This window comes from Streptomyces kurssanovii (assembly GCF_040677245.1).
Lineage (GTDB): Bacteria > Actinomycetota > Actinomycetes > Streptomycetales > Streptomycetaceae > Streptomyces > Streptomyces kurssanovii.
Genome location: NZ_JBFAQK010000049.1, coordinates 28,562 through 53,237, shown reverse-complemented (window position 1 = coordinate 53,237; position 24,676 = coordinate 28,562). Strand labels below are relative to the sequence as shown.

Sequence of the window (24,676 nt, the reverse complement as noted above, 5' to 3'; positions counted from 1 at the left end):
CCGGGGGTTTTACGCTACGCGAAACCAGCCCCGCCGGGGGGCACGTCCCACGGCCGCCAGGCCGTAGGGGGACATTGAGGGCACCGCGCGAAGCGCGGTACGCCGCCCGCAGGGCGGTACGGGGTCCGCAGGGCGGTACGGGGTCCGGGCGGAGCCCGGTTTCGGGAAGTGGGGCCCCACGGCCGCCAGGCCGTAGGGCGGGGAGGCGAGTGGCCCCGCCGCAGGGCGGGGCCGTTCGCGTCAGGACAGGTGGTCGCGGACTTCCGACGCCGCCTCGTCCCCGTACGCCTTCGTGAAGCGCTCCATGAAGTGCGCACGCCGCAGCGTGTACTCCTGTGTGCCGAGCGTCTCGATCACCAGCGTCGCCAGCATGCAGCCCACCTGCGCCGCGCGCTCCAGGCCCACCCCCCAGGAGAGGCCGGAGAGGAAACCCGCGCGGAACGCGTCGCCGACGCCCGTGGGGTCGACCTTGGCCTCCTCGTCGGGGCAGCCGACCTCGATCGGGTCCGCGTCCGCGGACTCGATGCGGACGCCGCGCGAGCCGAGGGTGGTGACCCGGTGGCCGACCTTGGCGAGGATCTCCTCGTCGGTCCAGCCGGTCTTCGACTCGATGAGGCCCTTCTCGTACTCGTTGGAGAAGAGGTACGCCGCGCCGTCCAGCAGTATCCGGATCTCGTCGCCGCTCATCCGGGCGATCTGCTGCGAGAAGTCGGCGGCGAACGGGATGCTCCGCGAGCGGCACTCCTCGGTGTGCCGCAGCATCGCCTCCGGGTCGTCCGCGCCGATCAGGACGAGGTCGAGACCGCCGACGCGGTCCGCCACCGACTTGAGTTCGATCTGGCGGGCCTCGCTCATCGCCCCGGTGTAGAAGGAGCCGATCTGGTTGTGGTCGGAGTCGGTGGTGCACACGAAGCGGGCGGTGTGCAGGACCTCCGAGATGCGGACGGACGCCGTGTCGACGCCGTGGCGGTCGAGCCAGGCGCGGTACTCGTCGAAGTCCGAGCCCGCCGCGCCGACGAGGATCGGGCCGGTGCCGAGCTGACCCATGCCGAAGCAGATGTTCGCCCCGACACCGCCTCTGCGCACGTCGAGCGTGTCGACGAGGAAGGAGAGGGAGACCGTGTGCAGCTGGTCCGCGACCAACTGGTCGGCGAAGCGGCCGGGGAAGGTCATGAGATGGTCGGTGGCGATGGAGCCGGTGACTGCGATACGCACGGTGAGGCGCTCCTGAGGCGGGCTGGCAGTGACAGTCCACGCTACCGGTCCCCGAACCCGGCCACGTGCGGAAACTACCCGATAGTAGGTCTTTTTTCCTGGACTCCCAGGTGCATACGGTGCGGCTATGACCACGTACACGGCGGCGCTCGAGCCGCGGCCGCAGCGGGATCCGCGGGAGTCCGAGATCAGTCTGGCCCAGCTGCGCGGCGACTGCGCCCGGATGGCACCACACTGGGTCGTACCGGCGGCTGCGGCGCCCGCGCCCGTTCACCCGTCCCTCATCCACGGTGTCGTCGTGCCGTCCGCGTCCGCGCGGCTGGTGGACGCGATGTCGGAGTACGGCGACTGACGCCACCCCGGCCCCGAAGCCGCTCCGGCGCCGAGGTCCCGGCTCCGGGGAAGGGCGAAGGGAACCACGCGCTCCCCCGCTCCGTCCCACACGTGTCCTCCGCAGCAGGAGGCGCGAGACAAGGAGCGATGCGGTGAGCAGCACGGAGAACACGCAGGAGAGTCCCCGCCGTCGGCGTTCCCCGCTGGTCGTCGCCTCTGTGGCGGCCGCGGTGCTGGTCGCCGGCGGTGGCGGTGCGTACTTCGCGACCGCCGGCTCCGAGGGCGGCGCGGACGCCAAGAGCGGTGCCGCCGGAGCGAAGAACCCTCCGCCGCCGGCACTGGACCTCGGTGGGACCGGTACCGAGAGCGGGATCGCGCCGGGTGAGCCCGACCCGACCGGAGGCGGCGTCGTCTACAGCGCGAAGGGCGACCTGCCGGAGGGGCCCGGCCGTGCGGCCGTGCACCGGGCGACGGGGGCGGTCACGGAGGCGGAGGTGACCCGGCTGGCGAAGGCGCTCGGCCTGCCGGGGACACCGCGTCTGGAGGGGCCGGCCTGGAAGATCGGGCCGACCAAGGACGGCCAGGGGCCGGCACTCCAGGTGAACAAGGACGCCCCGGGGACCTGGACGTTCGCCCGCTTCGCCGCGCCGGGCGGGGACAACTGCCTGAAGGGCAAGGGCTGCCCCTCGGACGGATCGGCGGGCGAGGGCGGCAAGCCGGTGAGCGAGGCCGAGGCGAAGAAGGCCGCGGCGCCCGTGCTGCGGGCCGTGGGCCAGGGCGAGGCCGCGCTGAACGCGGGCCAGCTGATGGGCGCGGTGCGCGTGGTGAACGCCGATCCGGTGGTGGGCGGTCTGCCGACGTACGGCTGGACGACCGGCGTCCAGGTGGGTGCGGACGGCACCGTGGTCGGCGGCAGCGGGCAGCTGAAGAAGCCCGCGAAGAGCGACACGTATCCGGTGACCTCCGCCGACGAGGCGGTCGATCAGCTGAACAAGGCGGGCAAGGACAGCGGACGCATCGGCATCGGCGGGTGCGCCACCCCGGTCCCGCACGAGGGTGAGATCAAGCCGGACGCGCCCTGCGAGCCCGACAGCACCGCCGCGGAGCCGGAGCGGCTGACGATCGGCAAGGCCGTCTTCGGCCTCTCCGCGCAGTATGTCGACGGGCGGCAGGCACTGGTGCCGTCGTGGCTGTTCGAGGTGGCGGCGAAGGACGGGGGAAGCCCGTTCACGGTGACGCACACCGCGGTGGAGGAGCGTTTCCTCAAGAGCGCCGAGCCGCCGGCGCGTGACATCGCTCCGCCGGATCCGTCGAAGGACCCGGCCGACCAGGGCCCCGCTCAGATCTCGTACAGCGTCGAGGGGCGGACCCTGAGCGTCACCTTCTGGGGCGGCGTCTGCAGCAACTACGAGGCGAAGGCGACCGAGAGCGGTGACCAGGTGAAGGTCCGGATCGTGGAGACGAACCCGGACCCCGAGCGGGTCTGCATCATGCTGGCGAAGGAGCTCAAGGCGTCCGTGACGCTGGACGAGCCGCTGGACGGCCGGAAGGTCGTCGACGCGAACACGGGCAAGCCACTGCCGCGCAAGGGCTGACGCCCCTGCTCATGCCGAAGGCGGCGGACCCGGGACCGGGTCCGCCGCCTTCGGCATGAGCAGCCGGACTCTTAGCTGAACGAGTCTCCGCAGGCGCAGGAACCCGTGGCGTTCGGGTTGTCGATGGTGAAGCCCTGCTTCTCGATGGTGTCGACGAAGTCGATGGAGGCGCCGCCCAGGTAGGGGGCGCTCATGCGGTCGGTGACGACCTTGACACCGTCGAAGTCCTTCACGACGTCACCGTCGAGGGAACGCTCGTCGAAGAACAGCTGGTAACGCAGGCCGGAGCAGCCGCCGGGCTGAACCGCGACGCGCAGCGCCAGGTCGTCCCGGCCTTCCTGGTCCAGCAGGGCCTTGACCTTGGCCGCGGCGGCGTCGGACAGGAGGATGCCGTCGCTCACGGTGGTGGTCTCGTCCGATACGGACATCTGCTTCTCTCCCGGGTTGTGCGGACTGCTTGCCGACGGTGCAACCGGCATGGCCCTGGATTCATTCCGGACCGCTCGTCTTTCCCCTTCATGCTCGCACACCCGGCCATGGAGCGGCACCGGCCTGCGGACGGGGTGTGCGTCACCCCGCGGACAGGGGGGTGCGTCACATCGACACTATGGCCATCGTCAAAGTGACGTGAAGCGGTTATGATAGATAGCGTCAAATAGACGAAAAGCGCTCTGCCAGACGAAGAAAGGGTGCGTGTCGTGACCACCGCCCAGACCAGCCCCGAGCTCGACGTGTCGCCGACTCCGCTCGCACTGCTGCTGCTCGGCCGTGAGGCCGACCCTCGCAGCGAGCGCGGCGTGGAGTGCCCGGGCGACCTGCCCTCGCCGTCCGACCCGGACCTGGTGGAGCGCGCCCGCGCGGCCAAGGAGAAGCTCGGCGAGAAGGTCTTCGTCCTCGGCCACCACTACCAGCGCGACGAGGTCATCCAGTTCGCCGACGTCACCGGTGACTCGTTCAAGCTGGCGAAGGATGCCGCGGCCCGGCCGGAGGCCGAGTACATCGTCTTCTGCGGTGTGCACTTCATGGCCGAGTCCGCCGACATCCTCACCTCCGACGACCAGAAGGTCGTGCTGCCCGACCTCGCGGCCGGCTGCTCGATGGCCGACATGGCCACCGCCGAGCAGGTCGCCGAGTGCTGGGACGTACTGACGGAGGCCGGCGTCGCCGAGCAGGTCGTGCCCGTCTCCTACATGAACTCCTCCGCGGACATCAAGGCCTTCACCGGCAAGCACGGCGGCACGATCTGTACGTCGTCGAACGCCAAGCGCGCGCTGGACTGGGCCTTCGAGCAGGGTGAGAAGGTCCTCTTCCTGCCGGACCAGCACCTGGGCCGGAACACCGCCGTCCGGGACATGGGCATGACCCTCGAGGACTGCGTGCTCTACAACCCGCACAAGCCGAACGGCGGTCTGACGGCGGAGGAACTGCGCGCCGCCAAGATGATCCTGTGGCGCGGTCACTGCTCCGTGCACGGCCGGTTCTCGCTGGACTCCGTCAACGACGTGCGTGAGCGCATCCCGGGCGTCAACGTCCTGGTGCACCCGGAGTGCAAGCACGAGGTGGTCGCCGCCGCCGACTACGTGGGCTCGACGGAGTACATCATCAACATGCTCGAGGCGGCCCCGGCCGGCTCGAAGTGGGCGATCGGCACGGAGCTGAACCTCGTCCGCCGCCTGGCGAACCGTTACGCGGACCAGGGCAAGGAGATCGTCTTCCTCGACAAGACCGTCTGCTTCTGCTCGACGATGAACCGCATCGACCTGCCCCACCTGGTGTGGGCCCTGGAGTCGCTGGCCGAGGGGAACCTGGTCAACCGCATCGAGGTCGACAAGGAGACGGAGAGCTTCGCGAAGCTCGCGCTCGAGCGGATGCTGGCGCTGCCGTAGCCGCCGCCTTACGCGCCCGAGGGGCGTCCCGCCGCAGCGGGGCGCCCCTCACGCATGAGGTCACAGATCAGCGGCCAGGGCCCCGCAGCCGGTCGGCTGCGGGGCCCTGGTGCGTGAAGGAACAGACGGAGCTAGGCGTTCGACGGCTCCAGGGCCGTCTCGTCCGTCTCCGCGGGCTTCGCGGCCTCCCGCTTCGCCGCACGCTTGGCGCGGCGCCGCTCCTTGCGGAGCTCCACCATCGCGTACAGCGTCGGCACCAGCAGCAGGGTCAGCAGCGTCGACGTGATCAGACCGCCGATCACCACCACCGCCAGGGGCTTGGCGATGAAGCCGCCCTCGCCCGTGACGCCGAGCGCCATCGGCAGCAGCGCGAAGATCGTCGCCAGGGCCGTCATGAGGATCGGGCGCAGCCGGTGCCGGCCGCCCTCGACGACCGCCTCGACCACGCCGAGGCCCTGGGCCCGGTACTGGTTGATCAGGTCGATCAGCACGATCGCGTTGGTGACCACGATGCCGATGAGCATCAGCATGCCGATCATCGCCGGAACGCCCATCGGCGTACCCGTCGCGACCAGCAGGCCGATCGCGCCGGTCGCGGCGAACGGGATGGAGACCAGCAGGATCAGCGGCTGGATCAGCGACCGGAACGTCGCCACCAGCAGCATGAAGACGATCGCGATCGCCGCCAGCATCGCCAGGCCGAGGTTCAGGAACGCCTCCTCCTGGTCCTCCGACACGCCGCCGATGGAGGCGGTCGCGCCCTCGGGCAGGTCCAGGGCGTTGATCTTCGACTGAAGCGCGGTGCTCACCGCGCCGGTGTTGTCACCGGTCGGCTTCGCCGTGATCGTCGCGGCCCGCGAGCCGTCGATCCGGGTCATCGAGACCGGACCGGGGACCAGCTTCACCTCGGCGATGTCACCGAGCTTCACCGGGCCGAGCGGCAGCGCCTTCAGCTCGTCCATCGTCTTCGCCGGCTTGGCGGAGGTGATGACGATGTCCCGCTCGGTGTCGGCCAGGATCGCCTTGCCCGACGGGGTGCCGCGGACGGCCTGGCCGACGGCCATGCCCAGCGTGGCGTCGGTGAAGCCGGCGTCGGCCGCCTTCGGCGTGGCCTTGACGGAGATACGGGGCACGGACTGGGCCAGGTCGCTCTGGACGTCGGTCACGTCGTCGAGCTTCGCGACCTCCGCCCGTACCGCCTCCGACGCCTTCTGGAGGGTGTCGGAGTCGGACGCCTTCACCACGACGCTCAGGTCCTGGCTGCCGAAGCCGTCACCGGCGGCGATGGTCGTGTCGCCGACGCCGTCCAGCTTGCCGAGTTCCTCGTCGAGGTGGTCGCGGACCTTCTCGTACGACGCCGAGTCCTTCAGCGTCAGCTGGTACGACGCCTGGTTGGCGCCGGTGCCGCCGCCGAAGGCGGCCATGAAGCCGGACGAGCCGACGGTGACCTGGTAGTCCTTGATCTCGTCGACGCCCGCGAGGACCTGCTCGATCTTCTTCGCGGAGGCGTCGGCCGCCTCGAGGCTGGTACCGGGCGGCAGTTCCTGCTTGACGGACATGACCTCCTGCTCGCCCTGGTCGAAGAAGTTCGTCTTGAGCAGTCCGGCCATGCCGAAGGTGCCGAACAGCACCACGACCGCCAGGGCGACACTCGTCAGCCGGCGGCGGGTCGCGAAGCGCAGCACGGGGACGTACATCCGCTGGAGCCGGCTCCGCGCCTCCTTCTCCTCCGCCTTGCGCCGGGCGTCCTCCGGGTCCATGCCCCGCACGGCCTTGGGGGCGCGCAGGAACCAGTACGACAGGACGGGCACGACGGTCAGCGAGACGAGCAGGGACGCCAGCAGCGCCGCGGTGACGGTCAGCGAGAACGAGCCGAACAGTTCGCCGACCATGCCGCCGACGAGACCGATCGGCAGGAACACCGCGACGGTGGTCAGCGTGGAGGACGTGACGGCGCCCGCCACCTCCTTCACCGCGGTGATGATGGCGCTCTGCCGCTCCTCGCCGTAGCCGAGGTGACGCTTGATGTTCTCCAGGACCACGATCGAGTCGTCGACGACCCGGCCGATGGCGATGGTCAGCGCGCCGAGGGTGAGCATGTTGAGCGACAGGTCACGGGTCCACAGCACGATCAGCGCGAGGACGACGGACAGCGGGATGGACACCGCCGTGACCAGCGTCGAGCGCAGCGACGCGAGGAAGACCAGGATCACGATGACCGCGAAGACCAGACCGAGCGCGCCCTCGGTGGTCAGACCGGAGATCGACTTGGAGACCGCCGGGCCCTGGTCGGAGACGACGGTGAGCTCGGCGCCCGCGCCGAGGTCGGCGCGGAGGCCGGGCAGCTTGTCCTGGACCGCTTCCGAGATGGCGACGGCGCTGCCGTCGTTGTCCATGGTGGCCAGCACGGCGAGGCTGGGCCTGCCGTTCGTGCGGGTCAGGGAGACGCGGCTCGCCTCCGTCTGCTCGACGGTCGCGATGTCACCGAGGCGTACGGGCTTGCCCTTGGTGCCCGGCGCGGGCACGATCCGCAGGTCCTCGATCTGCCGCAGGCTGGTGAAGCCGCCGCCGACCTGGACCGTGCGGCTCTTGCCGTCCTCGGAGAACGACCCGGCGGGCATCGTCGCGCCGCCGGTCCTGAGCGCCTCGGAGAGCGCCATGGTGTTCAGGCCCGCGGCGGCGAGCTTGCCGTCGTCAGGGGTGACGGAGACCTGGAGGTCCTGGACGCCGTCGATCGAGACCTGGCCCACGCCCTCGATGTCCTCGATCGCCGGTACGACCGTCCGCTCGAGCTGGTCGGCGAGGGCCTGCTGGTCCTTGTCCGAGGTGACGGCGAGCACGACGGTGGGGATGTCGTCCGTCGACCCGGCGATGACCTGCGGGTCCACCTCGTCCGGCAGCTGGGCACGGGCCCGGTTCACGGCCTGCTGGACGTCGGCGACGAGCTGCTTGCCCCCGTCCCCGTACTCGAAGGTCGCCATGATGACGGCGCTGCCCTCGCTGGCCGTGGACGTGATGCCCTCGATGCCGTCGACGGCCTTGATGCTCGATTCGAGCGGCTCGACGACCTGCTTCTCGACGACGTCGGGCGACGCGCCCTGGTAGGGGGCGAGCACCGAGACCATCGGGAGTTCGATGGACGGCAGGAGCTGCTGCTTGAGCTGCGGGACGGCGATCGCACCGAAGACGATCGCGACGATGGACATCAGCCCTATCAGGGCCCGTTGCGACAGGCTGAATCTGGACAGCCAGGACATGGGGTCTCTCTTCTGTGGCTTGCGCGGGGACGGGCACAGAGGCCCGCCTATACCTTCGGCCACGAGGAGAGGCCGTTCCCTAGCCCCCAGGTCCCGTTCCTCACGCCGCGCATACCGCAGCTGGAGTACGCGCGCCCGCCGGCTCACTCCACCCTTGGACGTACCAGTCCCGACTCGTACGCGGTGACCACCAGCTGGGCGCGGTCGCGGGCGCCCAGCTTGGCCATGGCGCGGTTCACGTGGGTCTTGACCGTGAGCGGGCTGACCTCGAGCCGGGTGGCGATCTCGTCGTTGGAGTGGCCGCCGGCCACCAGCACCAGCACTTCGCGCTCGCGGACGGTGAGCGCCGAAAGCCGCTCGGAGAAGTCCCCGGCGTGCCGGCCGTCGTCCGCCCCTCCGCCCTGCGCGAGGAAGGTGGCGATGAGCCCCTTGGTCGCGGCGGGCGACAGCAGTGCCTCGCCCGCGGCGGCGACCCGGATGGCGTTCAGGAGTTCGTCCGGCTCCGCGCCCTTGCCGAGGAAGCCGGAGGCGCCCGCCCGCAGCGACTGCACGACGTACTCGTCGACCTCGAAGGTCGTCAGCATGACGATCCGTACGCGCGACAGCTCCGGGTCCGCGCTGATCTCGCGGGTGGCGGAGAGCCCGTCCGTACCGGGCATCCGGATGTCCATCAGGACCACGTCGGCCCGCTCGGAGCGGGTGAGCGCCACCGCCTGCGCACCGTCGGCCGCCTCCCCCACGACCTCCATGTCCGGCTCGGAGTCCACCAGGACCCGGAACGCGCTGCGCAGCAGCGTCTGGTCGTCGGCGAGCAGCACCCTGATCGTCATCTGTCCTCCCCCGCGCGGGCGGCCCGCACCTTGAGCGGCAGTATCGCCTGCACACGGAAGCCGCCTCCGTAGCGGGGTCCCGCGGTGAGGGTGCCGCCGAGGGCGGTGACCCGCTCACGCATGCCGAGCAGACCGTGACCGCCGCCGTCGGAGGGACCGGCCGCGTCGGCGGGGCCGTTGTCGATGACGGTCACCTCCAGCGTCGAGCCGACCCGCACCACACTCACCTCGGCCTTGGCGTCCTTCCCCGCGTGCTTCCGCACATTGGTCAGCGCCTCCTGAATGATCCGGTACGCGGCCAGGTCGACGGCCGCCGGTGGCGGGTCCCCGTCGTCGGCGCGGGCGACCTCGACGGGGAGGCCGGCCTGGCGGAACGTGGTGACCAGTTCGTCGAGGACCGCGAGACCGGGCGCGGGTGCGGTGGGCGCCTCGGGGTCCCCGGACTGGCGCAGCAGCCCGACGGTGGCACGCAGTTCGTTCAGCGCGGAACGGCTCGCCTCCCGTACGTGCGCGAGCGCCTCCTTGGCCTGGTCGGGACGCTTGTCCATGACGTGGGCGGCGACCCCGGCCTGCACATTGACCAACGCGATGTGGTGCGCGACGACGTCGTGCAGATCGCGGGCGATCCGCAGCCGCTCCTCCGCGACGCGGCGCCCCGCCTCCTCCTCCCGCGTCCGCTCGGCGCGTTCCGCCCGCTCCCTGATGGCGTCGACGAAGGCACGCCGGCTGCGCACGGCGTCACCGGCGGCGGCCGCCATGCCGGTCCAGGCGAAGATGCCCAGGTTCTCCTGCGTGTACCAGGGGCTCGAGCCGAAGGCCATCGCGGCGGCGGTCAGCACGGTCATCGTCAGCAGGCCGACCCGCCAGGTGGTGGGACGGTCGGTACGGGAGGCGACGGTGTACAGGGCGATCACGGCGCTCATCGCGACAGGGGCCGCCGGGTCGCCCGCCACCAGTTCGACGACGGACACCGCGCCGGTGACCAGCAGCACGCCCATCGGCTCACGCCGCCGGAAGACGAGCGCGCAGGCGGCGACCAGTATCAGGACCGCGCTGCGCGCGTCGGGAGTGCGGGTGCCGAAGGTGGGGCCGTGCGGCCCGTTCGGATCGGCGAAGGAGCCGGCCACCATGCAGATCAACGCGGCCACGGCGAGGGCGCCGTCCAGCGCCAGCGGGTGCGCGCGCAGCCAGTTGCGGACGCGGTCGTACCGGGCGGCGAATGGGGTCACGTCAGGCAACGTTACGGCGTGGGAGAGGGGGCGCGGAGCACGGCGGACGCGACCGCTGCGCGGGACCGGAGTTCGAGGCGTGGGTCCGGGCCCGCCCCGTACGGGTCAGGGCAGGGCCCGGTTCCGGGAAGGCGCGGGGAGGGGAGGTTCCGCGAAGCGGCACTGTTCCGGTTCGGGGGCACGGCCGGAGGCGGACCGGCGCGATCCCCGTTCAAGAAGAAGGCGCAGCCGGTACGGCAGGGGCGCGCGTGTTGGAGTGCGGGCGCGCGCCGGCCGCTATGCCACCGGCGGGATCAGGCCGCTTTCGCCGAGGAGCTCACGGACCTCCTCCAGCGTCGCGTCCGGCGCGGGGAGGATCAGTTCGGACGGTTCCAGAGAGGCGTCGGGCAGTGGATCCCCCAGCTCCCGGACCTTCTCGAGCAGCGCGTGCAGGGTCCGGCGGAAGCCGGCCCCGTCGCCGCTCTCCATCTCCGCGAGCAGTTCGTCGTCGAGCTTGTCGAGCTCGGCGAGGTGGCTCTCCGCCACCTCCACCTGGCCCTCCCCCATGATCCGTACGATCATGACGAGTCCTTACTCTCCGTGCTGGTCCGGACAGACGGTCACTGCTTGTCGAACTTGTGCGGGCTGCTCTGCTGCTGTGCGGCGTCCTGCGAGCCCGCGGCGCCGCCCTCGATCGCCTGCTTCGACGCCGGGCCGCCGGCCAGTTCCGCCTTCATGCGCTGAAGCTCCAGCTCGACGTCCGTGCCGCCGGAGAGGCGGTCCAGCTCGGCCTGGATGTCGTCCTTCGCCAGCCCCGACTGGTCGTCGAGGGCGCCGGAGGCGAGCAGTTCGTCGATCGCGCCGGCCCGCGCCTGGAGCTGGGCCGTCTTGTCCTCGGCGCGCTGGATCGCGACGCCGACGTCGCTCATCTCCTCCGAGATGCCGGAGAACGACTCCGCGATCCGGGTCTGCGCCTGCGCCGCGGTGTAGGTGGCCTTGATGGTCTCCTTCTTGGTGCGGAAGGCGTCGACCTTGGCCTGGAGCCGCTGCGCGGCGAGCGTCAGCTTCTCCTCCTCGCCCTGGAGGGTCTGGTGCTGGGTCTCGAGGTCGGTGACCTGCTGCTGCAGCGCGGCACGGCGGGACAGTGCCTCGCGGGCCAGGTCCTCACGGCCGAGGGCCAGCGCCTTGCGGCCCTGGTCCTCCAGCTTCGAGGACTGTCCCTGGAGCTGGTTCAGCTGCAGCTCGAGGCGCTTGCGCGAGGTCGCCACGTCGGCGACTCCGCGGCGGACCTTCTGCAGCAGCTCCAGCTGCTTCTGGTACGAGTAATCGAGGGTCTCGCGCGGATCCTCGGCCCGGTCGAGGGCCTTGTTCGCCTTCGCGCGGAAGATCATCCCCATACGCTTCATGACACCGCTCATGGGCTTCGCGCGCCCCCTTCTGACGGACTACGGCTTCAGCACTCCAACAGGACCCACAGTACGGGCCCTGCATCCATTACCGCACTGTTCGAGCGCGGATGCGCTCATCCCCAAGGACGACTGCGTACGGCTCCGATCCGGCGCAAGGAGTAGGTGGCTGTCAGGGGAGCTGTGCCCGCCGTCCCGTTCTGTCCCTTACGGACGCACGCCGTTGCGGGATCGTTCCCCACCGGGGTGGGGTCCATGCCCCGCAACCCGTACCCTTGGGTTTTGTGTTCCGTAGCCGTTCCAAGGAAGAGAAGGCCCCCACCGGCAAGGTGACGGCGGACCTCTCCAAGCAGCCCCGCGACCCCGAGGCCCCCAAGGGCCGCCCGACGCCTAAGCGCAGTGAGGCACAGGGCCAGCGCCGTCGTGCCTCCAGTGGTGCGCCGCAGGACCGCAAGGAGGCGATGAAGCGCCAGCGCGAGGCGCGCCGTGCCGACCTGGCCAGGCAGCGGGAGGCTCTCGCCAGCGGCGACGAGCGTTACCTGCCGGCCCGCGACAAGGGCCCTGTGCGACGCTTCGTCCGCGACTTCGTCGACTCCCGTTTCTGCATCGCGGAGTTCTTCCTGCCGCTGGCGGTGGTGATCCTGGTGCTGAGCATGGTCCGGGTCGGCCAGCTGCAGAACATCGCGCTGCTGCTCTGGCTCGGCGTGATCGTGCTGATCGTCGTCGACTCGATCGGTCTGTCGATCCGTCTGAAGAAGCAGCTCCGCGAGCGCTTCCCGAACGAGCCGAAGCGCGGAGCCGTGGCCTACGGCCTGATGCGTACGCTCCAGATGCGTCGGCTGCGCCTGCCCAAGCCGCAGGTCAAGCGCGGAGAGCGGCCCTGAGCACCGATTCGTCGCAGCCTGGCGGCTTCACTCCGGAGGCGTCCGCGAACTGGCTGGCCGGCGCCGGCGGCCTGCGCAACACCGTCCGCCAGGAGCTGGTGGCCCGGCAGCTCGAGGAACAGATCACGTCGCGCTATCCCGTCGGCCAGCGGCTGCGGGTGCTCGACGTCGGCATGGGCCAGGGCACCCAGGCCCTGCGCCTGGCACGCGCCGGTCACACGGTCACCGGCCTGGAGTCGGACGCCGTGATGCTGAAGGCCGCCCGTGAGGCACTGGCGGGCGAGCCCGCCGGTATCCGCGAGCGGGTCCGGCTCGTGGAGGGCGACGGCCGGGACACCGGCGTGCACTTCCTGCCGGGCAGCTTCGACGTGGTCCTCTGCCACGGCGTGCTGATGTACGTGGAGGAGCCGGACGGGCTGCTCGCCGGCCTGGCCAGGATGCTGGCGCCGGGAGGGCTGCTGTCCCTGCTCGTCCGCAACGGCGACGCCCTGGCCATGCGGCCCGGAGCGGCCGGGGACTGGCAGACGGCGCTGGACGCCTTCGACACGGACACCTACACCAACCGCCTCGGACTGAAGGTGCGCGCCGACCGGCTCGAGGCCCTCACCGCGACGCTGGACGGCATCGCCGCGCCGCTGCACGCCTGGTACGGGGTGCGGATCTTCACGGATCACGTCGGCAACGACGTCGAACTCCCCGCCGCCGACGAGCTGCACCAGGTGCTGATGCTGGAGGAGCGCGCCGGACGCACCGACCCGTACCGCAGGGTGGCGGCGCTGCTGCACCTGTGCGGCGTACGGCGGATCTGACCTCCGGCGCCGCCCCCTGATCGGCGGCGCACCGCGGGCACCGGCCGGGCGGCCGTAGGGATACTCCGGGCATGGACGCATCTCCCCGCCCGGCCCGTCGAACGCTCGGGCTGCCGGTGACGGCGGCCGCCGTTCTCTGCGCGGCCGCCCTCGCCGCTGGCTGCTCGCCGGCCGCCGGGCCCGAGCCCCTGTCCTCCACCCGGGCCGCCGCCGCTCCGGCCGCCGCGAGCGAGCTCGAGGACGACTACCGGGAAGTCATCGGGAACGTGCTGCCCTCCGTCGTCCAGATCGAGGCCGGGGAGAGCCTCGGCTCCGGCATCGTCTACGACGGCAAGGGCCACATCGTCACCAACGCGCATGTCGTGGGCAGGACGGAGCGCTTCAGCGTCACCGTCGCCACCGGTGAGCAGCCGCTGACCGCGAGGCTGGTCTCCGCCTTCCCCGAGCAGGACCTCGCCGTCATCAAGCTCGACGCGGTCCCCGCGGGCCTGCGGGCCGCCCGCTTCGGGGACTCCTCCGAGGTCGCGGTCGGCCAGATCGTCCTGGCCATGGGTTCACCGCTCGGGCTGTCGAGCAGTGTCACCCAGGGGATCGTCTCCGCCGTGGGCCGCACGGTCAGCGCGAGCAGCGAGGGCGGCGGGACCGGAGCGACCCTGGGCAACATGGTGCAGACGTCGGCGGCGATCAACCCGGGCAACAGCGGGGGCGCGCTCGTCAATCTGAGCAGCGAGGTCATCGGCATCCCGACGCTGGCGGCGTCCGACCCCGGCCTGGAAGGCGCCGCCGCGCCCGGTATCGGCTTCGCGATCCCCGTCTCGATGGTGCGCAGGGTCGCGGACCAGATCATCAAGTACGGCGAGGTCAGGGACTCGGGCCGGGCCGCCCTCGGCATCACGGGCCGCACCTTCCTGGACGACGACTACCGCCCGTCGGGCGTCGCGGTCGTCTCCGTGGCCGATGACGGCCCGGCGGCGAAGGCGGGGATCCGGGCGGGCGACCTCATCACGAAGCTGGGCGGCGCGGAGATCACGACGATCACGTCCCTGGCGGAGGCGCTGGCGTCGGAACGACCGGGCGAGAAGGTCTCCGTGACGCTGGAACGCGGGGGGCGGGAGCAGGCGGTGACGGTCACGCTGGGCGAGATGTGACCATGCCCCGGGCCCGGCCGGGAGCGTTGCGCTCCTGTGCCGGGCCCGGGTCACGCGTGTCGGGGGTCAGGACTCGTGGAGGCTCATGGGGCCGTAGATCTTCGTGTCGTCCTCCGAGAGGACGACCTGGTCCGCCCCGCCCTCCTGGAGCTCCTTCCAGTGCTCGCCGATCCAGGATTCCGCGTCGCCCTGCGTCGTGAACTCCTCCGGCTCCACCGCCGGCTGGACCTCCGTACCGTCGGACTTCTCGAACCGCCACGTCCACGCCATGTGCGCCTCCCACGTCCCTAGGGCAAGCTGATCAGTTGCTGCCCGCAGCGTAGCCGGGCGCGCACTGCCCCGGGGGAGACGGCAGGATCAGGGGCGTGGAACTGACTCTGCTCGGCACCGGCGCTCCCGCCGGCCTGCCCCGGCCCGACTGCCCCTGCGCCGTGTGCGCCACCGCCCGCGGCCCGGAGGCGCGGGCCGCGACCGCGTTGCTCGTGGACGGGGCGCTGCTTCTGGACCTGACGCCGGGCGCCGCGCTCGCCGCGGCGCGTGCGGGGCATTCGCTGGTGGGCGTACGGCAGGTGCTGTTGACGCATCCTCATGACGGTCCGCCCCTGGATCTGCCGGCGGGCCTCCCGACGGCGGGGAGGGTGCCGGACGGGCGGGAGTTGACGCTGATCAGCGGGCACCGGGTGCGGGCCATGCCGGTGGACCACCCGGGCACGGGCTACGAGGTGACGTCCCCGGACGGCGACCGGCTGCTGTACCTGCCGCCGGGCGCGGCCCCGGCGGGGCTCGCGGAGGGGCTGGCCGCGTACGAGATGGTCGTGGCGGATGTGGTGGGCCGTCCGGACGCGATCGCCCGGCTGCGGGCGTCGGGGGCGATCGGGGCGACGACGGACGTGGTCGCCGTACATCTCGACCACGACGCCCAGGGCGGCCCCGAGCTGACCCGTCGTCTGGCGGCCGCGGGGGCCCGTGCGGTGCCGGACGGGACGACGCTGATCGTCGGCGAGTACCACGCGGTGCCGGACGTGCCCCGGCGGACGCTGGTGACGGGCGGGGCGCGTTCGGGGAAGTCGCTGGAGGCGGAGCGCCGGCTGGAGGCGTTCCCGGACGTGCTGTACGTGGCGACGGGCGGGTCCCGGGACGGCGACGCGGAGTGGGCGGCCCGGGTCCACGCGCACCGTGAGCGCCGGCCGGGTTCGTGGCGTACGACCGAGACGTGCGATCTGGTGCCGCTGCTGGAGGCGGAGGGGCCGCCGCTGCTGATCGACTGTCTGTCGCTGTGGTTGACGGACGCCATGGACCAGGCCGGTGCCTGGGACGACGAGCGGTGGGCCGCGGAGGGTGAGCGGGCACTGCGGGAGCGGGTCGGTGCGCTGGTCGCGGCGGTCCGGGCGACGACCCGTACGGTCGTGGCGGTGACGAACGAGGTGGGTTCCGGGGTGGTCCCTGCCACGGCGTCCGGGCGGCGTTTCCGCGACGAGCTGGGCCGGCTGAACGCGGCGTTCGCGGACGAGTGCGAGCACGTGCTGCTGGTGGTCGCGGGCCAGGCGCTGGTGCTCCGCGGCTGAGGTCCGTCGGAGGCGGGGCCGTGCCGCCCTGACGCGGTCCCCGGCCGACCGTCCGCGCGCCGGCGGGTGCCGGTACTGTTCGGCGAATGAGCAGGCTGAATCTCGACGACTTCTCCGATCTGATCGAGCGCCCGGACAGCGGTACGCGGCGTGACGCCGAGGAACGCCGGGAGCGGCTGACCGTGCCGCCGGGTGCGCTGGGCCGTCTCGACGAGCTGGGCGAGTGGCTCGCCGCCGCGCAGGCGTCCGTCCCGGTCAGGGCGATCGAGCAGCCGCGTGTCGTGCTGTTCGCCGGCGACCACGGCGTCGCGGAACTGGGCGTGTCGGCACGGGAGTCGGGCACTGCGCACCGGCTGGTGCGGGGCGTGCTGGAGGGCGCGAGCCCGGTGGCCGTGCTGGCCCGCCGGGCTGGCGTGCCGGTGCGGATCGTCGACGCGGGTCTGGACTGCGATCCGGGTCTGCTGCCGGAGGAGGTGTCGCGTCACCGGGTGCGCCGCGGCAGCGGCCGTATCGACATCGAGGACGCGCTCACTCCCGAGGAGACGGAGCAGGCGGTGCGCCTCGGCATGGCGATCGCCGACGAGGAGGCCGACTCGGGTACGGACCTCGTGGTCCTCGGCGACCTGAGCGTGGGCGGTACGACGCCGGCGGCGACGCTGATCGCGGCGCTGTGCGGCACGGACGCGTCCGTGGTGACGGGACGCGGCGGGGCCGGCATCGACGACCTGGCCTGGATGCGCAAGTGCGCGGCGATCCGGGACGCCTTGCGGCGGGCCCGGCCGGTGCTGGGCGATCAGCTGGAGCTGCTGGCGGCGGTGGGCGGCGCGGACCTGGCCGCGACGACCGGGTTCCTGCTGCAGAGCGCGGTGCGCCGGATGCCGGTGATCCTGGACGGCGTGGTGTCGGCGGCGTGTGCGCTGGTGGGGCAGCGGGCGGCGTTCCGCGCGCCGGACTGGTGGATCGCGGGCCAGGTGAGCGGCGAGCCGGCGCAGACGAAGGCGTTGGACCGGATGGCGCTCAATCCGGTGCTGGACCACGGCGTGACGGTGGGCGAGGGGGCGGGCGCGCTGCTGGCGCTCCCGTTGGTGCAGGCGGCGGCCGCGCTGGCGGCGGAGTTGCCGGAGCGGCAGCCCGAGCCGGCGGAGCCGGAGGCGGCGGAGGAGACCGGGGCGATGTGACGCACGGCGGCCGGGGGTGCCGGAGACCGGGTTCCGCGGTCACGGCTCGCGGGGCGGCTCCCGGTCCGGCGCACCGCCGATCAGGTCCTGGAACGCCCGGCGCGGTTTCGCCCAGCGCCGGTCGTGGCGGACCGAACGCAGTCGCGCCCTGGCGCGGGCCTTCGGGCGGCGCCGGTAGAACCTGCGGGCCCAGTACGAGGCGGGGCGGGCGAGCCGTACCGCACCGACCAGCGCCACCACCGGCACGAGCACGCCGAGCAGGCCCATCCTGGCCTTGCCCTTGAGGAGGGCGATCAGGGCGAAGAGCAGGTTGCCCACCACGGTGAGGATCACGACGGCGCGGTTCTGGCGTTCGTCCGGCGTCAGCCCGTCGACGCCGAGCGGTACGGAGCCGCCGAGTACCAGCAGTGCGAGGGCGGTGGCCATCACGACGACCTCGACGCTCTTGCGGCCCTCTTCGGTCCAGTAGACGTCGTCCAGATGGAGGATCAGGGCGAACTCGTCGAGGACCAGGCCGGCTCCCATCCCGAAGATCACCGCGCAGACGGCGGCTCCGACGCCGTGTCTGCCGCTGCCCACGGCACCGAAGCCGCCGACCACGGTGAGGAGGATCCCGGGCACCACGTGGTGGATGTGCATCCCGCCGGGAGTGACGTTCTTGAACGGCCCCCGGCCCGCCCTGATCAGCCGGGTGACCATACGCGTGAGCAGGAACGTGAGCACGAAGGAGGCCAGCGCGAGCAGCATCGGCAGCTTCCCGGGTTCCAGGATGTTGCGGTAAAACCAGTGACCCATGCCACCCGCTCCTGTTTAGAACGCTTCGCGCAGTATGCGCAATTTACCGCCATGAGGCTCGGGCTACCCTTCGCGCGATGACTCCTCGGACCGCCGCCGCGGCCTCTGCGCACGGCATACGTTTCGCTTTCGGCACCCTCACCGTGCTCCCCGTCCGCGTCACCCGCTGGGACCGCGACGCCGCGCGTGCCGGGATGCTGTGCGCGCCGCTCGCGGGGCTGCTCGTGGGGCTGCTCGCGGCGGCGTCCGGCGGGCTGCTGACGCTGCTCGGCGCGGGGCCGCTGCTCGCCGCCACGGCCACCGCCGCGGTGCCGGCCGTACTCACCCGGGGACTGCATCTCGACGGGCTCGCGGACACGGCCGACGGTCTCGGCAGCGGGAAGCCCGCGGAGGACGCGCTGCGCATCATGAAGCAGTCCGACATCGGGCCGTTCGGCGTGATCACGCTGCTGTTCGTGCTGCTGGGGCAGGTCGCGGCGCTGGCGGAACTGTACGCGCGGAGCTGGGCGCTCGGTGCGACTGCCGCGGTACTGACCGCCGTCACCGCCCGTCTCGCGCTGACCCTCGCCTGCCGCCCCGGTGTTCCGCCGGCCCGCCCCGAGGGCCTCGGGGCGGCGGTCGCGGGGGCCGTTCCGCTGCGGGCCGCGCTCGCCGTGGGCGTCGTGGTGGGCGGCTGCGCTGCCGGGGCGGGCGCGCTCTTCGGCGCGTACGGCGCACTGCACCACGTCCTCGCGGTGGCGGCCGGTCTGCTGGCCGCCCAACTCGTGCTGCGGCACTGCGTCCGGCGCTTCGGCGGGGTGACGGGCGATGTGTTCGGGGCGCTCGCGGAGACGGCGGGCACGGTGGCGCTGGTGGCGCTGACGCTGGGCTGACATCTTTTCCCGTTCCTTGACCCTGGGGCGTACAACCCCGCCGGAAAACGGGCGGTCCAAACGACGTGATCACACGTCCTCGTCTTCCGATGCTCGCCACGGCCGCCGCAGCCGCCGTGCTCCTGACCGCCTGCTCCGGCGGTGCCGCGAAGGAGCAGGCCCCCGCGCACCCTGTCTTCGACGCGTCCCTGCACCAGCAACCGCGCCAGGCGCTGCTCGCCACGCAGGCGGCGGCCACCGCGAGCTTCACGCAGACGCTGACGTTCACGTCGGAGCACGGTGACACCACGCAGACGTCCGAGGGGCGTCTGGACTTCCCCGGCGGCCGCGCGTCCGGCTCCCTGGCCTGGAAGGTCGCCGAGGGCCTGCCCGCGGAGGCCCAGGACGCGCTCCTCGGCACCCGGCTCGGTGAAGGCCGCTCGCCCGCACGGTCGCGCATCGCCGTCGACCCGGCGACCATCCGGATCCGTGCCGGCGAGGCCGCCTACTGGCTGCGCTACGACGAGTCGGACCCCTCCGGCAGCGGTGACACGATCGACGCACTGCGCGGCGCGGAAGCGGCCTTCGGCGGCACGTTGCTGGAGATCGTGTCGGGCGCCCAGGACGTGAAGCAGTCGGCGGGAGACGGCGGAGGCCGCCTCTACCGGGCGAGACTGACGGCGTTCAACGCCCTCGGCATGTTCTCCCGGGACCTTCGGGAAGAGCTGGTCAGGTCCATCCCGAGCGTCACCGACGCGCCTGTCACGCTCACCCTGGCAGTGGACGCGCAGGGCCGGATCACCCGGGCGGAGGCGGACCTGTCCGCCCTGCTCGACAGGAAGGACAGCGCCCTCGGCGCGATCACCGGTCTGCACGCCACCCTGGTGGTGCGCGGCTTCGGCGCCTCGCCGCCGGTCATGCCGCCGGCGTCCGAGCGGAACCTGTCCGCCAAGGAAACGGTCGGGCCCGTCGGCGAACTGAAGCCGGGGGCGTGCGCCGACCTCAACACCGGGACCCGGGTCCTGGACATGGTCGTCGCGATCCCGTGCGAACAGCCCCATGACGCCCGTGTGTTCGGCCACGCCGAGCTCTCCCTCGACCACCCCGGCGCCGAGGAGGCGGAGCGCCGGGCGAGCGAGAAGTGCGGACAGGCGTTCACGGCGGCGCCCGGCCGATGGATCCGGGAGTCCGTCGAGAAGGACCACTACTGGTTCACCTGGCCCGGTGAGGACCGCTGGGGCGAGGGCGGCGTCCCGGTGGCCAGTTGCTACGTGCTCTCCCGCTGACGCGCCCGGTCAGGGGCAGGGCTCGCGCCACACCCCCAGGTCGTACTTCTTCAGCATCGAGCTGAGCCCGAGCGCCCGCGTCGCGGGGCAGAACTCCCGCGTCGGCAGCTCGTACTCGACGTGGAAGACCGCCTTGCCGGCGCGGACGAACGGGCTGAGCGCGGCGCACTCGTCGTGCTCCGCGCACTGTTCGTTGACCGCGAAGTCGAAGTCGCCGACCAGTTCGGGGATCTGGTCGAGGTCGTTCTTGAGGCCGACGGACAGGCCGCGCTCCCGGGCGAGACGGGCGATCAGGCGGTTGTAACGGAGCTGGTCGCCGGCGGTGAGGGGGAAGCCGGTGCGGTTGGCGTAGCCGTCCATGTTGTCCGGCTCCACCGCGTCGAAGCCCTTGTCCCTGCACATGTCCAGGCGCTCGGCCATCAGCGGTTCGAGGAGGTCGGTGCGGCGGATGTCGAGCCAGCGCTCGCCCTCCCAGCCGTTGCCGCGGCCGAGGAGGGACTTCGGGAAGCGGTCGGCGTCGGGGCGGAAGTCCTCCCAGGCGCCGGTGGAGAGGTAGCAGATGACCTTGCGGCCGCGGCGGTGCAGGTCGGCGACGGCGGAGGCGGGGTGGTCGAAGCCGTCGATGTCGTAGACGGGCACGTCGACGGTCGGATCGAGGCGGCCGCTGAGCTGCCACTGCCAGGCCAGGCCGGGACCGGGCAGCCACCGCTCGCCGGCGGGCCTCGCCGGCCGGGGAGGGAGCGTCGGTCCGCCCTCCTCGTCGTCGGGCGCGCTCGTGCACGCCGCGAGCAGGACCAGCAGGAGAGCGAGGAGAAGGAAGGGCGAACGTTTCACCGGGCGGGCTCCAGATTGTGCGGGAGGGTGCCCCAGGGATGGGCGCCGGTGCCCGGGACGACGCAGTGGACCGCGGCGCCGGCGCGGGCGCCGGGCGGGGCCGCGTAGACGAGATGGCAGAACCGTTCCGGCGGGTGGGCCGCGGTCCAGGACGGGATGCCGGCGGCCCGGTACGCGTCCCACGGGCCCTCGAAGGTGACCAGCAGATCGGCGAACTCCGCGTAGCCCGGGTCGGGATGCACGCCGTGGTTGAGCGCCACGGTGGCCGCGCCCGCCGAACGGGCCTCCTCCGCCAGCCGCCGGTAGTGGGCCAGGGTGCCGGCCCCGGAGCAGACCTGGTCGAGGAACGCGCCGTCGGCGCCGTACCAGTCCCGGTGGCGCAGCAGGTCCCGCACGACGTCGGCGTGCGGACGGCGGCCGTAGTCCGTGTCGGTGTACCCGAGTACGCGCACCCCCGCGCGTCGCAGCCGCCCCGCGACCGCGGCGAACCCGGGGTCGGGCGCGGTGCCGGGCCCGTCGGCCGGATTGAGGACGACGCCGTAGAGGCGGGACGCGGCCGCGACGACGGCGTCCCAGGCGTCCGGCCGGTCGGCGGGGTGCTCGTAGAACGGCACCAACAGGCTTTTCACGGGCGCTTCCTGGGTCAGAGGCGGTGGGCGGTGGCACGGCCCAGCAGAACACAGACGAGTACGGCGAGCACCGAGGCCGACACGGCGGCCACGCACAACCCGACGATCGCGGGGCCGCCGGTGCCGGTGAGCAGCGCGAGGGTCTGCACGGCGGCGGCCCCGGCGCAGACCGCCGCGGCCTGGTTCGCCGCTCCGGACGACTGGAGCAGCAACCCGGTCCACAGCACCGCGCCGACGAGCAGCAGGGTGGCCGACCGCACCCCGCCGAGCGCGGGAGCACCGGGCCACAGCACGGTCCCGGCCACCGCGAGGACGAACAGGATCGCCAGGTATCCGCAGAGACACTCCGCGAGGACGGCGGCGGTGCACCGGCGGAACTCCCCGCGTGTGGTGCTCGCGCGCAGCCCGGCGACGGTCCCGTCGCGGAAACGGCGGAGCAGCCGTTCGGCGGGGCCCATGCTCAAGGTCAGCGCCACGGCGGCGGGCGCGGCGACGGCCGCGCCCGTACGGCCCGCGAGCACGTCCCCGAGGGCGGTGTACAGCACCAGAGTTCCGGCCCCGAGTCCGAACACCCCGTACGGCAGGGACGCGAGGACCCGTGGCCGGTGCGGCGGCCGGGCCCGCGCCTGTCGGAGCGGTCGACGGGCACGGTCCGGCCCGGTCACGGCGGGCTCGGTGCGCGTGGCGTGCACCGCCAGGACCGTGGCCGCCGCGAGGGAAGCCAGCAGGAGCGCGGTCCGGGACCACGGCGGCAGGTCATGGAGAACGGTCACGGCCGTGCCCCCGGCCGTCGGCAGGAGCGCGTACAGCAGCGCGCGTTCGCGGCCCAGCACGAGCAGGGCCGTCGCCGCCGACCCGTACAGCGCCTGCGCCGACGCGAACACGGCGACGTGCCACTGGCCCGGCCCGGCGCACACGACGGCGGCCGCGGTGCTCAGCAGGGCGCCCGCCGCGGTGCCCGTGCGCAGGCAGCGGAGGGCGGCGGGCCGGTCGCCCAGTGCCGGCCAGGAGTGGGCCCGGTGGGACAGCGCCTGGTTCCAGGCCCAGCCGGTGAGCGCGCCGGCCAGCAGCGGTGCGAGGGACGCGTCCTCGAGCAGCGGGGCGGCCAGCGCGTACGCGAGGCCCGGGAGGGCGAAGACGAGGCCGCGCAGCAGGCAGCCGAGGAGCCCGGTCCACCACGGGTCGGCGGCGGGTGGCGAAGGCTCCGGGTAGCGGCGCGGGACCCTTTCGTACAGCGCCTCCGCGAGCGCGAACGAGTCGGCGCGGCCGTACGTGCGGCGGATGTGGTCGTCCGTCATGCCGTCCGATTCGAGGACGGCGGCGATCTCGTCGGCGTGGACGGCGTGGGCGATCACGCCGTCCATGCGGTGGGCGAGTTCACCGAGCGGGTCCGCCGGGGCCGTGGGTGGCGCTCCGCTCACCGCAGTGCCGCCTCTGGGGTCTCCGCGAACGCCACCCCTGCTGCGTCCGCGGCCTTTGTGAACGGAGTCGTCACCGGCTCCGGGAACCCGGCCAGTTCGAGGTAGATCCGGCGGAACGCGTCCACCGAGCGCCGGAGCGTGAACCGGTCGACGACCCGCTGCCGGGCGAGCCGGCCGAGCTCTGCCCGCCGTCCTGCGTCCCGCAGCAGGCCGAGCGTGGCCTCCGCCATCAGCGCGGGCTCACGCGGCGGCACGACGAGACCGGTGTCGCCGACCGCCTCCCTGACCCCGCCGACATCGGTGGACACGGTGGCACGGCCGCAGGACATCGCCTCGATGAGCGAGAAGGGGAACCCTTCGCTGATCGAGGAGAGCAGCACCACGCTCCCCGACGCGTAGGCACGCGCCACATCGCTGATCCGCCCCTCCCAGCTGATGCCGTCCACGACCCCCAGTTCGGCGGCGAGTTTCTCCATCCGGGTGCGGTAGGCCTCACCGCCTGCGGGGACACCGCCGAACAGCCGGAGCCGTACGTCGGGGAGTTCGGCGCGCACCATCGCGTAGGCCCGGATCAGCGTGCGGAGGTCCTTGATGGGGTCGATGCGGCCGGCCCAGGCGATCGTCGGCACCTCCGGTTCCGGGCCGGTGTCGGGGAAGGCGTGCGGGTCGACCCCGTTGTAGACGGTGCGGACGCGGTCGTCGGGTGCGCCGCCCCGTTTCTCCCACCGCCGGTTGTACTGGTTGCACGGGGTGATGAGGTCGGCGCGACGGTAGCCGAGCGAGCTGAGTTCGCGGTAGAAGCCCAGCATCAGCGCCTTCACCGGCGCCCGCTGTGCCTCGCCGCGGTACCAGAGGTAGCGCTCGCGGAGGTAGATGCCGTGCTCGGTGAGCAGGAACGGCACACCGTCGAAGTGCTGGGCGGCCAGCGCCGGCAGGGTGGCGAGGCCGCCGCTGACGGCGTGGGCGATCGAGTCGTCGGGTATCGGTGCGGCGAGCGGCCGGAGGGTGTGCTCCAGCAGATCGAGGGCCGTGAGGGCGTCGTGCACGGTGGGCCGGGCCGCGGACAGCTCCAGGTGCGGCATGGCCCACGTCCACATCAGGGACCGCAGCGCGGACTCGGAGCGGAGCGCCGCCGTCAGCTGCCCGGCGCGGGCGTAGCCGGCGAGGCCGTCCAGCGCCTCGCCGAAGTCGCAGCCCGCCGACGGGTCGAGAATCGACAGCAGGAGGCGTTCGTAGACGCCGAGGAAGCGCTCACGTTCCCGCCGGGGCGGCCGGCGGCGGACCGGCTCCGGCCCCCACAGCGGGAACACCGTGTGCCGGTACACGTTCCGCGGCATCTCCCAGGTGACCGGCTCGCGTCCGCCGCCGGTGAGGGAGACGACCTGGAAGTCGACCTCCGGCATTCCGCGCAACAGCTGGTCGCACCAGGTGGAGACGCCGCCGTGGGCGTGCGGATAGGTGCCTTCGGTGAGCATGGTGACATGTCGGCCGCAGCTCGGCATGGATGGTGTCCCCCCAGGACGTGGTCGGCGGTCCGGTTCGTGCC

23 protein-coding genes are annotated in these 24,676 nt (G+C 72.5%); 10 read left to right on the top strand and 13 right to left on the bottom strand.

The features are described from left to right. Window positions 1-240: 240 nt before the first annotated feature. On the bottom strand, window positions 241-1,215 hold the full coding sequence (locus AB0K36_RS26590) for a carbohydrate kinase family protein (RefSeq protein ID WP_364599109.1): 975 nt from the start codon (window positions 1,213-1,215) through the stop codon (window positions 241-243). A 127-nt stretch (window positions 1,216-1,342) separates the two neighbouring features. Between AB0K36_RS26590 and AB0K36_RS26585 the strand changes: the two genes are divergently transcribed. Further along, window positions 1,343-1,567, top strand: coding sequence for a hypothetical protein (locus AB0K36_RS26585; RefSeq protein ID WP_189476302.1), 225 nt, complete (start codon window positions 1,343-1,345; stop codon window positions 1,565-1,567). A 133-nt stretch (window positions 1,568-1,700) separates the two neighbouring features. Continuing rightward, window positions 1,701-3,143 (top strand): hypothetical protein, encoded by a 1,443-nt coding sequence (locus tag AB0K36_RS26580; protein ID WP_364599106.1) that lies wholly within the window; start codon window positions 1,701-1,703, stop codon window positions 3,141-3,143. A gap of 71 nt (window positions 3,144-3,214) precedes the next feature. Here AB0K36_RS26580 and AB0K36_RS26575 read toward each other — a convergent pair whose 3' ends face one another. Next, window positions 3,215-3,571, bottom strand: coding sequence for a HesB/IscA family protein (locus AB0K36_RS26575; protein WP_005318559.1), 357 nt, complete (start codon window positions 3,569-3,571; stop codon window positions 3,215-3,217). 270 nt (window positions 3,572-3,841) lie between these two features. Between AB0K36_RS26575 and nadA the strand changes: the two genes are divergently transcribed. Then, window positions 3,842-5,029, top strand: a complete 1,188-nt coding sequence (gene nadA, locus AB0K36_RS26570) for a quinolinate synthase NadA (RefSeq protein WP_364599103.1) — start codon at window positions 3,842-3,844, stop codon at window positions 5,027-5,029. A 131-nt stretch (window positions 5,030-5,160) separates the two neighbouring features. Here nadA and AB0K36_RS26565 read toward each other — a convergent pair whose 3' ends face one another. The 5 genes from AB0K36_RS26565 to AB0K36_RS26545 form a co-directional block, all read right to left on the bottom strand. Next, window positions 5,161-8,286 carry an efflux RND transporter permease subunit gene (locus tag AB0K36_RS26565; protein WP_364599100.1) on the bottom strand — a complete coding sequence of 1,042 codons (3,126 nt, stop codon included), beginning with the start codon at window positions 8,284-8,286 and terminating at the stop codon, window positions 5,161-5,163. Between the two features lie 143 nt (window positions 8,287-8,429). Further along, the gene (locus AB0K36_RS26560) at window positions 8,430-9,116 is read right to left on the bottom strand and encodes a response regulator (RefSeq protein WP_364599097.1); all 687 of its coding nucleotides are present in this window, start codon (window positions 9,114-9,116) and stop codon (window positions 8,430-8,432) included. Next, complete coding sequence (locus AB0K36_RS26555; RefSeq protein WP_364599094.1) at window positions 9,113-10,354, bottom strand: sensor histidine kinase; 1,242 nt, start codon at window positions 10,352-10,354, stop codon at window positions 9,113-9,115. Before AB0K36_RS26555 ends, AB0K36_RS26560 begins: the two co-directional genes overlap by 4 nt. A 267-nt stretch (window positions 10,355-10,621) precedes the next feature. Next, window positions 10,622-10,906, bottom strand: coding sequence for a PspA-associated protein PspAA (gene pspAA / locus AB0K36_RS26550; protein ID WP_364599091.1), 285 nt, complete (start codon window positions 10,904-10,906; stop codon window positions 10,622-10,624). Between the two features lie 38 nt (window positions 10,907-10,944). Beyond that, window positions 10,945-11,742: a PspA/IM30 family protein gene (locus AB0K36_RS26545; RefSeq protein ID WP_189476324.1), complete on the bottom strand. Its 798-nt coding sequence runs from the start codon at window positions 11,740-11,742 to the stop codon at window positions 10,945-10,947. A 272-nt stretch (window positions 11,743-12,014) separates the two neighbouring features. Between AB0K36_RS26545 and AB0K36_RS26540 the strand changes: the two genes are divergently transcribed. From AB0K36_RS26540 to AB0K36_RS26530, 3 genes are all read left to right on the top strand, one after another. Continuing rightward, window positions 12,015-12,614 (top strand): DUF3043 domain-containing protein, encoded by a 600-nt coding sequence (locus AB0K36_RS26540; RefSeq protein ID WP_364599088.1) that lies wholly within the window; start codon window positions 12,015-12,017, stop codon window positions 12,612-12,614. A 95-nt stretch (window positions 12,615-12,709) separates the two neighbouring features. Beyond that, on the top strand, window positions 12,710-13,423 hold the full coding sequence (locus AB0K36_RS26535) for a class I SAM-dependent methyltransferase (protein WP_435877937.1): 714 nt from the start codon (window positions 12,710-12,712) through the stop codon (window positions 13,421-13,423). Between the two features lie 71 nt (window positions 13,424-13,494). Beyond that, window positions 13,495-14,571: a S1C family serine protease gene (locus AB0K36_RS26530; RefSeq protein ID WP_364599085.1), complete on the top strand. Its 1,077-nt coding sequence runs from the start codon at window positions 13,495-13,497 to the stop codon at window positions 14,569-14,571. Between the two features lie 66 nt (window positions 14,572-14,637). Here AB0K36_RS26530 and AB0K36_RS26525 read toward each other — a convergent pair whose 3' ends face one another. Then, window positions 14,638-14,841, bottom strand: coding sequence for a hypothetical protein (locus AB0K36_RS26525; RefSeq protein WP_189476333.1), 204 nt, complete (start codon window positions 14,839-14,841; stop codon window positions 14,638-14,640). A gap of 95 nt (window positions 14,842-14,936) precedes the next feature. On the opposite strand from AB0K36_RS26525, the gene AB0K36_RS26520 reads away from it, so the two are divergent. Together AB0K36_RS26520 and cobT are read left to right on the top strand one after the other, a co-directional pair. After that, entirely contained in the window at window positions 14,937-16,136 is a 1,200-nt protein-coding gene (locus AB0K36_RS26520) for a bifunctional adenosylcobinamide kinase/adenosylcobinamide-phosphate guanylyltransferase (RefSeq protein ID WP_364599082.1), read from the top strand. Window positions 16,137-16,231: 95 nt separating this feature from the next. After that, entirely contained in the window at window positions 16,232-17,314 is a 1,083-nt protein-coding gene (gene cobT, locus AB0K36_RS26515) for a nicotinate-nucleotide--dimethylbenzimidazole phosphoribosyltransferase (RefSeq protein WP_435877936.1), read from the top strand. A gap of 39 nt (window positions 17,315-17,353) precedes the next feature. On the opposite strand, the gene AB0K36_RS26510 is transcribed toward cobT, so the two are convergent. Continuing rightward, the gene (locus AB0K36_RS26510) at window positions 17,354-18,109 is read right to left on the bottom strand and encodes a hypothetical protein (protein WP_364599076.1); all 756 of its coding nucleotides are present in this window, start codon (window positions 18,107-18,109) and stop codon (window positions 17,354-17,356) included. A 77-nt stretch (window positions 18,110-18,186) separates the two neighbouring features. Here AB0K36_RS26510 and cobS point away from each other — a divergent pair, with 77 nt between their 5' ends. Both cobS and AB0K36_RS26500 read left to right on the top strand, forming a co-directional pair. Beyond that, on the top strand, window positions 18,187-18,981 hold the full coding sequence (cobS, locus tag AB0K36_RS26505; protein WP_364599073.1) for an adenosylcobinamide-GDP ribazoletransferase: 795 nt from the start codon (window positions 18,187-18,189) through the stop codon (window positions 18,979-18,981). Between the two features lie 89 nt (window positions 18,982-19,070). Then, window positions 19,071-20,246 carry a hypothetical protein gene (locus tag AB0K36_RS26500; RefSeq protein ID WP_364599070.1) on the top strand — a complete coding sequence of 392 codons (1,176 nt, stop codon included), beginning with the start codon at window positions 19,071-19,073 and terminating at the stop codon, window positions 20,244-20,246. Window positions 20,247-20,255: 9 nt separating this feature from the next. Here AB0K36_RS26500 and AB0K36_RS26495 read toward each other — a convergent pair whose 3' ends face one another. Genes AB0K36_RS26495 through pelF form a run of 4 tightly spaced genes read right to left on the bottom strand, consistent with a single transcriptional unit; the run spans window position 20,256 to window position 24,632 of the window. Further along, the gene (locus AB0K36_RS26495) at window positions 20,256-21,080 is read right to left on the bottom strand and encodes an endo alpha-1,4 polygalactosaminidase (RefSeq protein ID WP_364599067.1); all 825 of its coding nucleotides are present in this window, start codon (window positions 21,078-21,080) and stop codon (window positions 20,256-20,258) included. Next, window positions 21,077-21,709 (bottom strand): spherulation-specific family 4 protein, encoded by a 633-nt coding sequence (locus AB0K36_RS26490; protein WP_364599064.1) that lies wholly within the window; start codon window positions 21,707-21,709, stop codon window positions 21,077-21,079. Before AB0K36_RS26490 ends, AB0K36_RS26495 begins: the two co-directional genes overlap by 4 nt. 14 nt (window positions 21,710-21,723) lie before the next feature. Next, the gene (locus AB0K36_RS26485) at window positions 21,724-23,130 is read right to left on the bottom strand and encodes a hypothetical protein (protein ID WP_364599061.1); all 1,407 of its coding nucleotides are present in this window, start codon (window positions 23,128-23,130) and stop codon (window positions 21,724-21,726) included. Beyond that, complete coding sequence (gene pelF, locus AB0K36_RS26480) at window positions 23,127-24,632, bottom strand: GT4 family glycosyltransferase PelF (RefSeq protein ID WP_364599058.1); 1,506 nt, start codon at window positions 24,630-24,632, stop codon at window positions 23,127-23,129. Before pelF ends, AB0K36_RS26485 begins: the two co-directional genes overlap by 4 nt. Between the last annotated feature and the right edge of the window lie 44 nt (window positions 24,633-24,676).

Bases quoted from the DNA above. Each gene is read 5' to 3' on its own strand.
- AB0K36_RS26585 (WP_189476302.1), top strand. From the start codon at position 1,343: ATGACCACGTACACGGCGGCGCTCGAGCCGCGGCCGCAGCGGGATCCG.
- AB0K36_RS26575 (WP_005318559.1), bottom strand. From the start codon at position 3,571: ATGTCCGTATCGGACGAGACCACCACCGTGAGCGACGGCATCCTCCTG.
- AB0K36_RS26565 (WP_364599100.1), bottom strand. From the start codon at position 8,286: ATGTCCTGGCTGTCCAGATTCAGCCTGTCGCAACGGGCCCTGATAGGG.
- AB0K36_RS26560 (WP_364599097.1), bottom strand. From the start codon at position 9,116: ATGACGATCAGGGTGCTGCTCGCCGACGACCAGACGCTGCTGCGCAGC.
- pspAA (WP_364599091.1), bottom strand. From the start codon at position 10,906: ATGATCGTACGGATCATGGGGGAGGGCCAGGTGGAGGTGGCGGAGAGC.
- AB0K36_RS26545 (WP_189476324.1), bottom strand. From the start codon at position 11,742: ATGAGCGGTGTCATGAAGCGTATGGGGATGATCTTCCGCGCGAAGGCG.
- AB0K36_RS26530 (WP_364599085.1), top strand. From the start codon at position 13,495: ATGGACGCATCTCCCCGCCCGGCCCGTCGAACGCTCGGGCTGCCGGTG.
- AB0K36_RS26525 (WP_189476333.1), bottom strand. From the start codon at position 14,841: ATGGCGTGGACGTGGCGGTTCGAGAAGTCCGACGGTACGGAGGTCCAG.
- AB0K36_RS26510 (WP_364599076.1), bottom strand. From the start codon at position 18,109: ATGGGTCACTGGTTTTACCGCAACATCCTGGAACCCGGGAAGCTGCCG.
- cobS (WP_364599073.1), top strand. From the start codon at position 18,187: ATGACTCCTCGGACCGCCGCCGCGGCCTCTGCGCACGGCATACGTTTC.
- AB0K36_RS26500 (WP_364599070.1), top strand. From the start codon at position 19,071: ATGCTCGCCACGGCCGCCGCAGCCGCCGTGCTCCTGACCGCCTGCTCC.
- pelF (WP_364599058.1), bottom strand. From the start codon at position 24,632: ATGCCGAGCTGCGGCCGACATGTCACCATGCTCACCGAAGGCACCTAT.